The 13,756-nt window shown below is 66.9% G+C and carries 12 protein-coding genes, 1 tRNA gene and 2 pseudogenes; 7 read left to right on the top strand and 8 right to left on the bottom strand.

Annotation, left to right across the window (positions count from 1 at the left end; translation table 11 throughout):
* Positions 1-10 precede the first annotated feature (10 nt).
* Genes EV675_RS25155 through EV675_RS25140 form a run of 4 tightly spaced genes read right to left on the bottom strand, consistent with a single transcriptional unit; the run spans position 11 to position 3,374 of the window.
* The gene (locus EV675_RS25155; RefSeq protein ID WP_165404767.1) at positions 11-475 is read right to left on the bottom strand and encodes a tripartite tricarboxylate transporter TctB family protein; all 465 of its coding nucleotides are present in this window, start codon (positions 473-475) and stop codon (positions 11-13) included.
* 51 nt (positions 476-526) lie between these two features.
* Positions 527-1,552 (bottom strand): alpha-hydroxy acid oxidase, encoded by a 1,026-nt coding sequence (locus EV675_RS25150; protein ID WP_130361129.1) that lies wholly within the window; start codon positions 1,550-1,552, stop codon positions 527-529.
* 10 nt (positions 1,553-1,562) lie between these two features.
* On the bottom strand, positions 1,563-2,534 hold the full coding sequence (locus tag EV675_RS25145) for a Bug family tripartite tricarboxylate transporter substrate binding protein (protein ID WP_087840832.1): 972 nt from the start codon (positions 2,532-2,534) through the stop codon (positions 1,563-1,565).
* Positions 2,535-2,567: 33 nt separating this feature from the next.
* Positions 2,568-3,374: a TauD/TfdA dioxygenase family protein gene (locus EV675_RS25140; RefSeq protein ID WP_087840833.1), complete on the bottom strand. Its 807-nt coding sequence runs from the start codon at positions 3,372-3,374 to the stop codon at positions 2,568-2,570.
* 235 nt (positions 3,375-3,609) lie between these two features.
* On the opposite strand from EV675_RS25140, the gene EV675_RS25135 reads away from it, so the two are divergent.
* The 6 genes and pseudogenes from EV675_RS25135 to EV675_RS30110 form a co-directional block, all read left to right on the top strand.
* Positions 3,610-5,013 carry an MFS transporter gene (locus tag EV675_RS25135; protein ID WP_130361127.1) on the top strand — a complete coding sequence of 468 codons (1,404 nt, stop codon included), beginning with the start codon at positions 3,610-3,612 and terminating at the stop codon, positions 5,011-5,013.
* A gap of 55 nt (positions 5,014-5,068) precedes the next feature.
* A complete protein-coding gene (locus tag EV675_RS25130) occupies positions 5,069-5,821 on the top strand; it encodes a GntR family transcriptional regulator (protein WP_130361125.1) in 753 nt (250 codons plus the stop codon).
* Positions 5,822-5,849: 28 nt separating this feature from the next.
* Positions 5,850-6,842, top strand: coding sequence for a Bug family tripartite tricarboxylate transporter substrate binding protein (locus EV675_RS25125; RefSeq protein ID WP_130361123.1), 993 nt, complete (start codon positions 5,850-5,852; stop codon positions 6,840-6,842).
* Between the two features lie 27 nt (positions 6,843-6,869).
* Positions 6,870-7,571 (top strand): DUF1028 domain-containing protein, encoded by a 702-nt coding sequence (locus EV675_RS25120; RefSeq protein ID WP_130361121.1) that lies wholly within the window; start codon positions 6,870-6,872, stop codon positions 7,569-7,571.
* Between the two features lie 118 nt (positions 7,572-7,689).
* Positions 7,690-9,603: a putative bifunctional diguanylate cyclase/phosphodiesterase gene (locus EV675_RS25115; protein WP_130361119.1), complete on the top strand. Its 1,914-nt coding sequence runs from the start codon at positions 7,690-7,692 to the stop codon at positions 9,601-9,603.
* A gap of 1 nt (position 9,604) precedes the next feature.
* Positions 9,605-9,715: pseudogene (locus EV675_RS30110) on the top strand (DUF4287 domain-containing protein); the annotation flags it as partial.
* 429 nt (positions 9,716-10,144) lie between these two features.
* On the opposite strand, the gene EV675_RS25105 reads toward EV675_RS30110, so the two are convergent.
* Complete coding sequence (locus EV675_RS25105) at positions 10,145-10,441, bottom strand: BrnA antitoxin family protein (protein WP_165404766.1); 297 nt, start codon at positions 10,439-10,441, stop codon at positions 10,145-10,147.
* A 159-nt stretch (positions 10,442-10,600) separates the two neighbouring features.
* On the opposite strand from EV675_RS25105, the pseudogene EV675_RS25100 reads away from it, so the two are divergent.
* Positions 10,601-10,830 (top strand): annotated as a pseudogene (locus tag EV675_RS25100) (tyrosine-type recombinase/integrase); the annotation flags it as partial.
* Positions 10,831-10,846: 16 nt separating this feature from the next.
* On the opposite strand, the gene EV675_RS25095 reads toward EV675_RS25100, so the two are convergent.
* The 3 genes from EV675_RS25095 to prpC all read right to left on the bottom strand — a co-directional run bounded on the left by EV675_RS25095 (position 10,847) and on the right by prpC (position 13,738).
* Positions 10,847-10,925, bottom strand: a tRNA-Ile gene (locus EV675_RS25095).
* Positions 10,926-10,971: 46 nt separating this feature from the next.
* Positions 10,972-12,423, bottom strand: a complete 1,452-nt coding sequence (locus tag EV675_RS25090; RefSeq protein WP_130361115.1) for a bifunctional 2-methylcitrate dehydratase/aconitate hydratase — start codon at positions 12,421-12,423, stop codon at positions 10,972-10,974.
* Between the two features lie 139 nt (positions 12,424-12,562).
* Positions 12,563-13,738 (bottom strand): bifunctional 2-methylcitrate synthase/citrate synthase, encoded by a 1,176-nt coding sequence (prpC, locus tag EV675_RS25085; RefSeq protein ID WP_130361113.1) that lies wholly within the window; start codon positions 13,736-13,738, stop codon positions 12,563-12,565.
* Positions 13,739-13,756 lie beyond the last annotated feature (18 nt).

Here is a 13,756-nt window from a genome sequence, read left to right as displayed (position 1 = left end):
ATAGTCCGGTTCAGTACGACCACGGCCACAGCGGGATGGCCAGGCCGAACAAAGCGACGAAAATCACCAGCGAGATCGCGGTCAGCAGCGCCGAGAGCAGCAGATTCTCCCGGAACGACAGTTGCTGATTGGCAAGCCCCGTGATGAACACGAGCACGAACATGGCGGGCACCAGCCCGGCGCCCCGGAATCCCGATGACCCGCCGCCCCCCAGCAGCACCGCGAACACGACCAGGCCGCCGATGATGCAGGCCAGCGGCCGCACCGGCCACCGGCCGATGGCGGCCGCCTCCCGCCGCCCCCGGAACTCGCGCACGGCGATGGCCGTGCCCAGGACCGCCAGCAGCACGCCCAGGATCATCGGGAAGTAGCCCGACCCCGGCTCCAGCGAATCGCCGATGCCGTAGCCGATCGACAAATGAACGGCCCCCGCCCCCACGAGGACCAGAAACACCGCTGCATAGACTCTTTCCACTCGACTGCCTTGAAAGGTGATGGCTGGATCGCCGCGCGCCGCCCGGCCGCGTCAGCGCTTGAGGACCCTCAGGCCCCGCAGGTCCGCCAGCGTGGGCGTGCCCAGCAGGGCCATATTGGTGAGGATCTGCCGCCGCAGCGCGGACAGATAGGCCGCCAGGCCGGTTTCGCCGTCCAGGGCATAGGCGTACAGACAGGCGCGCCCCAGGGCCACCACGTCCGCTCCCAGCGCCAGCGCCTTGAGCACGTCGTTGCCGGTCTCGAAGCCCCCGTCCACGACCAGCGTCGCGCTGCCGTCCAGCGCCCGCGCGATCGGGCCGAGCAGGGCCAGCGTACCGGCGCCCTGGTCGAACTGCCGGCCCCCGTGGTTCGAGACATAGACGCCCGCCACGCCCAGGTCGCGGGCGCGAACGGCATCGTCGGGATCCTGGATGCCCTTGATGAAGAACGGAATGCCGGGATGGGCGGCGATCAGTCGCCGCAGCGCGGTCCAATCGAAGGAGCGGCGATGCGCGCTGGTGTCGCGTACGCTGCGCAGCGCGGCATGATTACCGGTTTCCACATCGGCGGGGCGGACCGGGAACACCGGCGCGTCCACCGTGACGATCAGGCCCGAGTACCCCCGGTCGACGGCGGCCGCGCATTGCTCGTCCAGCCAGTCCTGGTTGCCGTCCACGTAAAGCTGGAACAAACCGCAGGCCCGCGGCGGCACCCGCAGCGCACCCGCGTCGGGCAGGGCCGAGCCGAGCGCATAGGCGATGCCCGCCGACTCGGCCGCCCGCTGTGCGCCCGCCGCGCCCTGCTCATGCACCAGGTGGAGCGACCCCACCGGCGCCAACATGACCGGCAGCAACAGTTCGCGGCCCAGCAAAGAGGCCGAGCACGCGATGTCCGTCACATCCACCAGCACGCGGGGAACCAGCGCCACGGCATCCAACGCGTCGCGATTGCGGCGCAATGCCGCGCCGGTCTCCGCGCCTCCCGACAGATAGGCCCAAAGTTCGGCGGGCAGCGTCCGGCGCGCGCGCTCGGCGCGATCCTCGGTGAAGCTGCGATCCGGTGCGGGGTCCCCGTTCACGTCCGCGCACTCACTTCGTGCCGTGCGTCCGGTAGAAGGTTTTCCAGAAGTCGATGTCCTCCTGGGTCTTCTTCGTCGCGTAGGCCGGGCCGGCGGTCAACAGGACTCCGCCGGAGTTGCGCACGAAGGCGGCCACCGGACCGGCATCGTGGATGGTGCCGGCCGCCTTGACCAGCGCATCCTTGACCGGCGCGGGCAGACCCTTGGGCGCGAAGATGCCGAACCACGACGAACCGACCGGCGCGAGATCGGGATAGCCGGCCTCGACGATGGTCGGCACGTCGGGATAGATCTCGCTGCGCTGGTCCGACACGATCGCGATGGGCCGCAGGGTCTTGCCTTCGACATAAGGCTTGATGAAGGCCGACGTGAGATAGCCAGAGGCCAGTTCACCCGACATCACGGCCAGGGCCTGCGCGCCGCCGCCCTTGTAGGGCACGTGGACCAGCTTGATGCCGGCGCTCTTCTCCAGCGTCTGGCCGATGATGTGGGCCGAGGTGTTGGGCCCCACGCTGCCGTAGGACAGCTTGCCGGGATGGCGCTTGGCGTACTCGACGTAGTCCTTGAGCGTCGTGATCGGACTGTCGGGCTTGACATAGAGCAGGAAGGCTTGCGACGTGATGGCGGTGATCGCCTCCAGTTCGGCGAAGGTATCGAACCGCCCCTGCGCGGTCTCTTGCGTCAGGCCGGACGTCACGACCAGCGTATAGCCGTCGGCCGGCGCGCGCGCCGCGTACTTGCCGCCGATCACCCCGCCCGCGCCCGGCTTGACCTCGACGATGACGGACTTGCCCAATACCTTCTCGAGTTCGGTGGCGTACAGCCGTCCCAATTGTTCGGTGATGCCGCCCTGGTAGGGGATGACCAGCGTGACGGGCTTGGACGGATAGTCCTGCGCCAGGCCGGGCAGGGGCAGCGCGCCGGCCGCGACGCCGGCCGTGGCGGCGGCAAGCAGCCGGCGCCGTGCGATGTTGGTATTCATGTGAAGAACCTCTGATGCATCCCGGATGGGGATCTAGTCGATGTCGAAATAGGCTTCGGGCTGGGAACCGGCGATGGTCACGCGGTTCAGGTAGCGCGGATAGTCGCCGTAGTCATGCACGGCGTAGTGCGTCGTACAGCGGTTGTCCCAGATGATCGCGTCGCCCGCCGACCACCGGTGCCGGTAGCTGAACGCCGGCTGGCCGTTGTAGCGGCGCAGCCAGTCCAGCAGCAGCGCGCTCTCTTCCCTGCCTATCCCTTCCAGGTGCTCGGCATGGGCGCTCAGGTAGAACACCGGCCGGCCGCTGACCGGATGCCGGATCACCAGCGGATGCGCGAAGCCGGGCAGGTCGTCGCGGCTCGCGCCGGTGCGCACCTTGACCTGTCCGCGGTTGTAGTGCACCGCGCGGATCCGCTTGATGAGCCGTTTCACGCCCTCCGGCAAGTACTCGTAGACCAGGTACTGGTTGCACCACATCGTGTCGCCCCCGAGCGGCGGCAGATCGATCGCCGTCAGGAACGACAGGTATGGAGGAAACTGATCGTAGGTGCTGTCGGCGTGCCAGCGCTCGGAAATGGCGAGCGCCTTGCCGTTGTTCTTGATGGGAATCGCATGGCGATGCCCGTCGATGGGCTTGAGGAAGGAACCCAGCCAATGTTCGCCGAAGCGTCCGGCGAAATCCTCCAGGCCGCCGGCGTCCAGGAACTGGCCGGGCAGATGGATCACGCAATGCTCGGCGATGAGGGATTTCAGCCGTTCGACGTCGGACGGCGTCGCCTCGGACGCCTTGAAATCGGTAATGCGCACGCCTACGGTCGGCGTCAGGGCCTGGACTTCCATGAATCTGTCTGTCGTCGTTGCGAAGACCGGCAAGCTTAGTCAGCTTGTCCGTTGAAGCGAACAAATAAGATCGACTATCGACATGCGTTTTTCGCACCGGCCCGGCATGCCCGGAAGCGGATAAGGTCATGCGCAATCCTTCGTTCGCCGCGACCTGCGCCGCGTGCATCATGCGGGCTCCCCATGTCGTTTGCCGCGATGCCCGGCCCCGGGCGCCGCACGAGGCCTCATCCGCGTGTCCGCACCAGACTCCCCCTCCTTCCCCGCGCCGGCGGACGACGGCCTGCGCATGCCGCGGCGCGCCGTGGCGGTCGGCGCCATCACCCTTGCCGCCATCCTGAGCGTGCTGGACGGCAGCATGCTCAACGTCGCGCTGCCCTTGATCTCCGCCGAGACCGGCATGTCTCCCGCGGCATCCGTCTGGCTGCTCAACGCCTACCAGCTCACCATCGTGGCCAGCCTGCTGCCGCTTGCCGCGGCGGGAGAACGCGTGGGCTATGCCCGCGTCTTCCGGCTGGGACTGCTGCTGTTCACGCTCAGCGCGCTGGCCTGTGCCTTCGCGCCCGATGCCCGGACGCTGGTGTCGGCCCGCATCGTCCAGGGCCTGGGCTCGGGATGCATCATGAGCAGTGCCGCGGCGCTGCTGCGCGCCGCCTACCCCGCACGCCTCTTCGCCACCGGCCTGGGCATCAACACCATGGCCGTGACGCTGGCCGCCGCCGCGGGCCCCGCCCTGTCGTCCGCCATCCTCGCCGTCGCGCATTGGCGCTGGCTGTTCTCGATCGCCCTGCCCGCCGGCACCCTCGCCTGGTTCTGCGCCTTCGCCCTGCCCGCGACGCCTCGCCGCCCGACCCGGCTCGACCTGCCCAGCATGGCCCTGAACGTCGCGGCCCTGAGCCTGACCGTCATCGGCCTGGACCGGCTGGGCGCCCACCCCGCCACGGGCCTGGCCGTCCTGCTCGCGGCGGCGGCCGCCTGGCAGGCCTGGATACGCCGGGATGCCCGCCGCTCCCGCCCCCTGCTGCCGCTGGACCTGTTCGCCATCGTCCGCTTCCGCCTGTCCATCTTCACGTCCCTGCTGATGTTCGCGACGCAGATGGCCAGCCTGATCGCGCTGCCCTTCCATTTCCACGGCGACCGGGGCCTGACCCTGCCGCAGGCGGCGCTGCTGCTGACCGCATGGCCCATCGGCGCCACCGTCACCACCTTCTTCGCCAGCCGCCTGCTCGCGCGCTTCGGCGCGGCCACGCTGTGCGCCACGGCCGCCATCGTCATGGTGGCCGGCCTGTCGTGGATACTGCTGGCCCCGGACCACCTCTTCCTGCTGCTGGCGCCGGGCCTGGCGCTGGGCGGCATCGCCGTCGGCCTGTTCCAGGCGCCGAACACGCACGACATGCTGTCCAGCCCGCCGCGCGACCGGGTCGGCGCGGCCGGCGGCATGCAGGCCATCGCCCGCGTGGGCGGCCAGTCGCTCGGCGCCACGCTGGCGGGCATCGGCCTGGCGCAATCCGACCGCATCGGGCCGACCCTGGCGATCGCGTTCGCGATGGGATTGGCGCTGATGGTGCTGGCGGTGAACCTGCGGCGGCGGCGCTTACTGCCGGCCATGGAACGGACCGGGACGATGGCCCGCCCTTGACATCATGATGTCATGCCGTCATGATCACTACACATCATGACGGCATGACCTACGCATGAACCTTCCCAATCCGCTGCTTGCCGAAGGCGGCGCACCGCTGTACCGGCAGGTGGCCGAGCACCTCATCCAGCGCATCGCCAGCGGCCAGCTCGCCCCCGGAGACGCCCTGCCGCCGGAAGACAGCCTGTGCCGCGAGTTCGGCGTCAGCCGCATCACCGTCCGCAAGGCTGTCGAGGAACTGCTGGCCCGCCACCTGATCGTCCGCCGCCGCGGCGTCGGCACCTTCGTCAACGATCCGCGCCGGGCCACCAAGGACGTCACCCTGGTCGGCGTGATCGACGAGGTCCTGCCGCGCAACCAGGTCAGCGTCGTGGACGAGGCCTGGATGCCCCTGCCGGCCAGGCTGCGCGAACTGTTCGGCCTGGGCACGCAGAAATGGAAATGCGTGCGCGCGGTCAATCACGTGGCGCCTGGCGAACCGCTGGACTACGCTCATTTCTACTTCGCCGACCATGTGGCCGACGGCATAGGCGCCGCCGAAGTGGCCGGCCCGCTGCCGCCGGTCAAATACCTCCAGACCCGGCTGAACGTCCGCATCGACCACGCCGACCAGCTCGTCGAACCCCTGGCGGCCACCAGCGAGATCGCCGCCCGCCTGGGCATCCCACGGAACACGCCGGTGCTGCGCGCCACCCGCATCTACTACGACGCGCAGAACCGGCCGGTGGAGATCGTCGATGCGGTCTATCACCCCGAACGCTACCGATACACGGCCACCCTCTACCCCAAGGCGGGAGCCGGCAACTGATTCCTCGTCGTCTTTCCAAGGACACGCCATGCGCTCGAGCAGATGGAACGGCAAGTTGTCGAAGTGGTCACGCTACCTGTTGCTGGGGGTAGCCATAGCAAGCAGCCAGGCGGCCGCGCAGGACTATCCGGCGCGCCCGGTCAAACTGGTCAGCCCCTGGGCGCCCGGCGGCGCCAACGACATCTTCTGCCGGGCGCTGGCGCAGAAGCTGACCGAATCGCTGGGCCAGCCCGTGGTCGTGGAAAACCGCCCCGGCGCGGCCGGCACCATAGGCTCGGACTACGTGGCCAAGGCGCCGGCCGACGGCTACACCCTGGTCATGGGCAGCTCGCCCACCCACTCCATCGCGCCCGGCCTGTATCCCCGCCTGCCCTACGACCCCATGCGCGACTTCGCCCCCGTCACGCTGGCGGCCGTGGTGCCCAACATCCTCGTGGTCCACCCCTCGCTGCCGATCCGGTCGGTGCCCGAGCTGATCGACTACGCCAAGGCCCATCTCCGACAGCTGAACTTCTCGTCCACCGGCAACGGTTCCTCGCAGCACCTGTTCGGCGAACTTTTCAAATACCTGGCCCACGTCGACATCGTCCACGTTCCCTACAAGGGCACGGGCCCGGCGCTGAACGATCTCTTGTCCGGCCAGGTGCAGATGGCCTTCGAGAACCCGCCCGCCCTGCTGCCCCACATCCAGGCCGGCCGCCTGCGCGCGCTGGCGGTGGCGGGCACCAAGCGGTCGGCGTCGCTGCCCGACCTGCCCACGGTGGCCGAGGCGGGCCTGCCCGGCTACGACGTGGCCGTCTGGTTCGGCATCTTCGCGCCGGCCGGCACGCCCAGGCCCATCGTCGAACGGCTGCACAAGGACATCGCCGCGGCGCTTGCCTCGCCCGACATCAAGACGCGCATGGACGGCTTCGGCGCCGAGATCATCGGCGCCGGCCCCGGACAGTTCGATGCCTACCTGCGCGCCGAGATCCCCAAGTGGGCCGCCATCATCAAGGCGGCCAACGTCAAGGTCGACTAGCCACCACCCCGCCCCAAGGAGGTATCCATGACGTTTTCCGTGATCGCCCGCTGCCCGCGCACGGGCATGTTCGGCATCGCCATCGCCACGCGTCCCATGGCCATCGGCGCCAAGTGCCCGTTCCTGCGGCCCGGCACAGGGGGGCTGGTCGTACAGGCCAACGGCGACCCCCGCCTGGGGCCGCTGGGCCTGTCGCTGCTGGAACAGGGTTATTCCGCCCGCAAGGTGCTGAACGACATCATCGAAAGCGACGGGGAAGACAACATCGCCTGGCGGCAGATCGCCGTCATCGACAAGGACGGCCGGACCGCCGCCGTGACCGGCAAGGACAACGAGGACTGGAAAGGGCACATCGCCAAACAGGACTATGTCGTGCTGGGCAACCGCCTGACCAGCGAACGCACGCTTACCGCCATGTCCGAGGCCTTCGAGCGGCACACCGATCTGGAACTGGCCGACCGCCTGGTGCGCGTGCTGGAAGCGGCGCGCGACGCCGGCGGCCAGGTGGCCGGCCAGCACTCCGCCGCGCTGCTGGTGCACAACAGGAAATCCTATGCCTGGGTGGACCTGCGGGTGGACGAACACGACGAACCCATCGGCGAGCTGCGCCGCCTTTACGGCCTGTATGTGCCCCTGATTCCGTACTACGACCGGCGGCCGGCCAACCCCAGCATGTCCCGGGACGATGTATGGAGAAAGGAAACCGGCATCCAGGGAGGACCAAGATAAGGGTTCCTGACAATACCCTTCCACCACGTCAAGGATCGATCATGCGATTACACTTTTGAAGCCAGACCGTAATCCGCCGCGCCGGGGGTGAGGAGTCGCACCTTCCGCGCGGGAACGTATGAACACCCTGTTCCCCCTCCTTTTGTCCGCCTTGACTCCGATCGCGCTGACTTCGGTCTATGTCGCGCTCAGGGCGTGGCTGCCCGGCGGCAGGCAGGGGAATCTCCACATGTCGGTGCTGTTCGGCGCCGCGATGTGGCTGGCCATGATGTCCTCGGTCCACCACGGACAGCACACCATCGCCGACATGCGGGGCGCCATCCTGGTGCTGGCCTACCTGTTCGGCGGCCCCCTGCCCGCGGTCGTCGCCCTGGCCATCGGCGCCGTCACCCGCTTCTGGATAGGCGGCCCCGTGGCGCCCATAGGCGTGGCCGTCCTGGCCACCATCTTCCTGGGCATCGTCTTCCTGGCGCGCTGGCGCGGCCTGGTGCCCGAGTCCGGCGCGGTCTCGGCGCGCGCCCTCGCCACGATGGGCGCCTGGGCCTCGCTGAACCAGATCGCCGCGCTGTGGCTGGCCCAGGTGCACGGATCGCTGCTGATCGTCATGCCGCTTTCCCAGTTCTGCGTGACCATGATCGCGGGAGGCATGCTCATCCTCATTCAGCAGAAGACCAACCTGGGCCGCAAACTCAACGAACAGCAGGACCTGGTCAGGACGCTGCTGGTCCGGGATCGCGCCTCCGGCCTCCTGAACCGGGCCGGCTTCTGGCTCGAACTGGATGCCGCGCTTCGAAAACTCGCCGGCTCCGACGACAAGATCGTCGTGCTGCTGATATCCATCCGCAGGCTGCGCAACGTCAGCGTGACGCTGGGACCGCGCCTGTCCGAGTCCCTGCTGACCGAGGCGGCCCGCCGGCTCGAGGCCGTGGTGAAGAACCCCACCCTGGCGCGCTTCGACGACGGCACCTTCGGCCTGTTCGTCATGGCCGATCCCCTGGACGAGACCGTCGCGCTGGTCGACGACGTCTTCGCCGCCTTTCGCCGCCCCTTCCACTCCCATGGCCGCGACCTGCACCTGAGCCTGAACATCGGCATCAGCTCGTCCTCGGGCGACCACGATGCCCTCGAAACCCTCATCGCGCACGGCAACCAGGCCCTGGCGCGCTCCATCACGCTGGGAGAAAACCGGCTGCAGGTCTACGACGAAAACACCGTCGTACAAGCCGTCCGCCCCATGAAACTGGAGGTGGAACTGCGGCGCGCGGTCGAGACCGGCAACGAATTCCTCCTGCAATACCAGCCCAAGGTCCACCTGGACACCGGCAAGCTCCACGGCGTCGAGGCCCTATGCCGCTGGCATTCACCCGCCCTCGGCAAGGTGGCTCCCGACGAATTCATTCCCGTGGCAGAAACCTCGGGCCTGATCGTCCCGCTGGGGGAATGGGTGCTCCAGGAAACCTGTCGCCAACTCGTCGCGTGGCGCCGGCATGGCTTCACTCCGCCGGTAACGTCCGTCAACCTGTCCGCCAAACAGCTGCTCGACAGCGAATTTCCCGAGCGGGCATTGCGCTGCGTGCTGGGCCACGGCCTGAGCCCGTCGCAGATCGAATTCGAGCTGACGGAATCTTCCGTGATGACGGATCCGAGCCTGTCCATCAACGTACTCAATCGCATCAAGGCCCTGGGCTTCCCGCTGTCCCTGGACGATTTCGGCAGCGGCGCCTCGAACATCGGCCACCTGAAATCCCTGCCCTTCGACTGCATCAAGATCGACAAGAGCGTCATCGACGACCTGGGCACCAGCAATGACGCGGAAATCGTCTGCCGGGCGATCTACGGACTGGGGTGCGCGATGCATCTGGAGATGGTGGCCGAAGGCATCGAAACCGAGGCCCAGCGCAACCAGTTGCGGGAGATCGGGTTTACCTTGGGACAGGGGTTTTATTTTTCGCCTGCGCTGAGCGCGGATGAGCTGGCCGCGGGGTGGTTGGCGCGAGACTACAGGAGCCAGGACGCGGAATCGGCCCTATAAGCTCAAGAAGGCCGGTCCGCTCAAGTACATGGAGCTGGTGGCGCATTTGAAGTCGGAACATCAACTGGGTCACGGGCATGCCAATGCGCTGGTGGCACGGTATCTGGCATAGCCCGCCCTGAGCGGGCTTTCGCACATTCAACGTATGAAAATGTGCGAGGAAAACCATGTCAGGAAAAGCGGAACGGCGCGCCGCTCGCGCCAGGCTGCTGCGAAAGCGGGCCTATTGGTGGGGTCACAAACTGACCGGAGAAGCTGAGCGGAGCAAGGTCATCGATACCCCAACGCCATGTAGCTGCTGGATGTGCGGGAATCCTCGCCGCCACTCGGGAACGCGCACGGTACAGGAACGTCGATGGCTCCAAGACCTATGAAAGATGGACGGATTTTTGACGGCTCCTGATGGCACCGAAGTAGCGTTGGGGGCCTGTCAGTAATGGCGGGTCTTTTTTACCTGAAAAGAAAAAGCCCGCCGTCGTGAGACAGGCGGGCTTTGTCTGGCCGCAACGCTTGCGAGCTTGGCGAAAAATGCCACGTTTTTTTACGTCTTTTGCACAAGGTCCCGTGCCCGGTGATCCCGGAGCCAGTCCCGCAGCGCGTCATTCATCCTAGACTGCCAACCTGGCCCGCTGGATTTGAACGCGTCCACGACCTCCTGGTCGTAGCGGACAGTGAGCTGGACTTTCGCTTGGGCCGCGCGCGGGCGCCCAACTTTCCGCAGTTGCTTGAACTCCTGTGCGCCCAGCTCGTAGGCGTCAGGGTCCGCGGCGATGCCGGCGTTGATCGCCGCATCCTCTTCTGGGGTGGGCATGATGAGCCCTTTCTTAAGCTTCGGCATAAGCCTTCACCTCCCTGGAGTTCGCCATAATCGTGCCGGATATCAGGTTTCGACATCACTTCGGGCCAATCGATCCGAGCAGCCCGGCCGCATCCAGCACCTCGGTAATCGCTTGCATGGCCCGGGGCTCCATCCCCGGCCAGCCCGACCAGGTTCGAGGACTTCCACATTCACGACCTGCGGCACACCTGGGCGAGTTGGCACGTTCAGCGCGGCACGCCGCTCATGGTGCTCAAAGAGCTGGGCGGCTGGGAATGGATCGAGATGGTGCAGAAGTACGCGCACCTGCCACTTCGCACCTCGCCGCGCACGCGGAAAATGTCGAATTTTGGTCAAGCGGCATCGCGCAAAAAGAAACGCCACCTATCACGGTGGCGCTAAATGCTTGATACCTGAGTAATTCTTTGGTGGGCCCCCTGGGAGTCGAACCCAGCACCAACGGATTATGAGTCCGCTGCTCTAACCAGGCATGAGCTAGAGGCCCGAGGGCGCAATTCTACACCGACTCGCGCCCCCGGGCCCGGCCCCGGTCAGATCACGTACAGATCCACGTACTCATGCACCGGCATGGCCTCCAGCACCTGCTGGTCCAGCGACACGCCCAGGATGGTGTCCTGCTGCTTGGTCGGGAAGCGGCGGGCCAGGTTGGTCCGGAACTTGGCTTCCAGCAGCGGGATGCCGTCCTTGCGGCGGCGCTTGTGGCCGATGGGGTATTCGCAGACGATTTCCTTGAGCTTCTTGCCGTCCTTGAATTCCACGGTCAGCGCGTTGGCGATGGAGCGCTTCTCGGGGTCGTGGTAGTCCTTGGTGAAGGCGGGATCTTCGACGCAGACGATCTTGTCGCGCAACTGGTCGATGCGCGGGTCCCTGGCGATCTCGTCCTCGTAGTCGCCGGCGGTCAGCCGGCCGAACAGGATGGGCACGGCCACCATGTACTGGATGCAGTGGTCGCGGTCGGCGGGGTTGTCCAGCGGGCCCTTCTTGTCGATGATGCGGATGCAGGCTTCGTGGGTGCGGATGGTGATCTTCTTGATGTCGTCCGCGCTGCGGCCCTGCTTCTGCAACTGCTTGTGGATGTCCATCGCGCATTCGACGGCGGTCTGCGAGTGGAACTCGGCCGGGAAGGAGATCTTGAACAGCACGTTCTCCATCACGTAGCTGCCGTAGGGGCGCTGGAACTTGAAGGGCTGGCCCTTGAACAGGACGTCGTAGAAGCCCCAGGTCTTGGCGCTCAGCACCGAGGGATAGCCCATTTCGCCGGTGCGGGCGATCAGCGCCAGGCGCACGGCGCGGCTGGTGGCGTCGCCGGCGGCCCAGCTCTTGCGCGAGCCGGTGTTGGGCGCGTGGCGATAGGTGCGCAGGCTCTGGCCGTCGACCCAGGCCAGCGACACGGCGTTGATCAGTTCATCGCGGGTCAGGCCCATCATCTGGCCGACCACGGCGGTGGAGGCGACCTTGACCAGCACCACGTGGTCCAGGCCGACGCGGTTGAAGGAGTTCTCCAGCGCGATGCAGCCCTGGATTTCGTGGGCCTTGATCATGGCGGTCAGGACGTCGCGCATGGTCAGCGGTTTCTTGCCCGCGGCAACGGCCTGGCGCGACAGCCAGTCGGCCGTGGCCAGGATGCCGCCCAGGTTGTCCGAGGGATGGCCCCATTCGGCGGCCAGCCAGGTGTCGTTGAAGTCCAGCCAGCGGATGATGGTGCCGATGTTGAAGGCCGCCTGCACGGGATCGAGCTGGAACTGGGTGCCGGGCACCTTGGCGCCGTTGGGCACGACGGTGCCGGGAACGATGGGTCCGAGCAGCTTGGTGCAGGCCGGGTATTCCAGCGCCTCCAGGCCGCAGCCCAGGGTGTCGATCAGGCAGTTGCGGGCGGTCTCGTAGGCCAGCTTGCTGGTGATGCGTTTTTTCAGGACGTAGTCGACGATGTCGACCAGGACCTGGTCGGGCTTCGGACGAACGGTAGAGATAGCGGAAGACATGGGGCTCCCCCCTACGCGCTTCGCGCGCCCCCCAGGGGGCGGCACTGGCGGACCGGCGGAGCCGGATCCACTGTGCCCTGGGTCGGACGGCTTGGCACGAACTGGGTTTGGTTGATGAAAGGTGGTTGTTCGATACTGCTTACTTGCGCTTGGCCAGCGGCACGAACTTGCGGTCTTCAGGGCCGGTGTAGTTGGCGCTGGGGCGGATGATCTTGTTGTCGATGCGTTGTTCGATGATGTGGGCCGACCAGCCGGCGGTGCGGGCGATCACGAACAACGGGGTGAACATGGCGGTGGGAACACCCATCTCGTGGTAGCTGACGGCGCTGAACCAGTCGAGATTGGGGAACATCTTCTTGACGTTCCACATCACCGACTCCAGGCGCTCGGCGATCTCGTACAGCCGCATGTTGCCGGACTCCTTGGACAGGCGGTGCGACACGCCCTTGATGACCTGGTTGCGCGGGTCGGACACGGTGTAGACGGGGTGGCCGAAGCCGATCACCACTTCCTTGTTCTCGACGCGGCGGCGGATGTCGGCCTCGGCCTCGTCGGGCGTCTCGTAGCGGCTCTGGACTTCGAAGGCGACTTCGTTGGCGCCGCCATGCTTGGGTCCGCGCAGCGCGCCGATGGCGCCGGTCAGGGCCGAGTACATGTCCGAGCCGGTGCCGGCGATGACGCGGGCGGTGAACGTGGAGGCGTTGAACTCGTGTTCGGCGTACAGGTTCAGCGAGGTGTGCATGGCCCGCACCCACGAGGCGGGCGCCGGCTTGCCGTGCAGCAGGTGCAGGAAGTGCCCGCCTATGCTGTCGTCGTCGGTATCGACGTCGATGCGCTCGCCGCGGTGGCTGTAGTGGTACCAGTACAGCAGCATCGATCCCAGCGAGGCCATCAGCCGGTCGGCGATGTCGCGCGCGCCGGGCAGGTTGTGGTCGTCCTTCTCGGGCAGCACGCAGCCCAGGGCGGACACGCCGGTGCGCATCACGTCCATGGGGTGGCTGGCCGCGGGCAGCCATTCCAGCGCCGCCTTCACGTTGGCGGGCAGCCCGCGCAGCGCCTTCAGCTTGGTCTTGTAGGCCGCCAGCTCGTTGCGGTTGGGCAGCTTGCCGTGCACCAGCAGATAGGCGATCTCCTCGAACTCGCACTCATCGGCGATATCCAGAATGTCGTAGCCGCGATAGTGCAGGTCGTTGCCGCTGCGGCCCACCGTGCACAAGGCGGTATTGCCCGCCATCACGCCCGACAGGGCCACCGACTTCTTCGGCTTCGGCCCCGCGGCCGGCTGGTCCTTCTGATTCGATACCGTTGCGCTCATCGTCTCACTCGCTCCATT

Origin of the sequence: Pigmentiphaga kullae (assembly GCF_004216695.1) — a bacterium.
Classification (GTDB): Bacteria; Pseudomonadota; Gammaproteobacteria; order Burkholderiales; family Burkholderiaceae_B; genus Pigmentiphaga; species Pigmentiphaga kullae.
The sequence above is the reverse complement of the archived record's forward strand: the minus strand, read 5'-3'. Positions and strand labels throughout refer to the sequence as shown.

Excerpts from the sequence above, each read along its gene's own strand:
- EV675_RS25115 (WP_130361119.1), top strand. The coding sequence starts at position 7,690 with ATGAACACCCTGTTCCCCCTCCTTTTGTCCGCCTTGACTCCGATCGCG.
- EV675_RS25130 (WP_130361125.1), top strand. The coding sequence starts at position 5,069 with ATGAACCTTCCCAATCCGCTGCTTGCCGAAGGCGGCGCACCGCTGTAC.
- prpC (WP_130361113.1), bottom strand. The coding sequence starts at position 13,738 with ATGAGCGCAACGGTATCGAATCAGAAGGACCAGCCGGCCGCGGGGCCG.
- EV675_RS25125 (WP_130361123.1), top strand. The coding sequence starts at position 5,850 with ATGCGCTCGAGCAGATGGAACGGCAAGTTGTCGAAGTGGTCACGCTAC.
- EV675_RS25145 (WP_087840832.1), bottom strand. The coding sequence starts at position 2,534 with ATGAATACCAACATCGCACGGCGCCGGCTGCTTGCCGCCGCCACGGCC.
- EV675_RS25105 (WP_165404766.1), bottom strand. The coding sequence starts at position 10,441 with ATGCCGAAGCTTAAGAAAGGGCTCATCATGCCCACCCCAGAAGAGGAT.
- EV675_RS25140 (WP_087840833.1), bottom strand. The coding sequence starts at position 3,374 with ATGGAAGTCCAGGCCCTGACGCCGACCGTAGGCGTGCGCATTACCGAT.
- EV675_RS25120 (WP_130361121.1), top strand. The coding sequence starts at position 6,870 with ATGACGTTTTCCGTGATCGCCCGCTGCCCGCGCACGGGCATGTTCGGC.
- EV675_RS25090 (WP_130361115.1), bottom strand. The coding sequence starts at position 12,423 with ATGTCTTCCGCTATCTCTACCGTTCGTCCGAAGCCCGACCAGGTCCTG.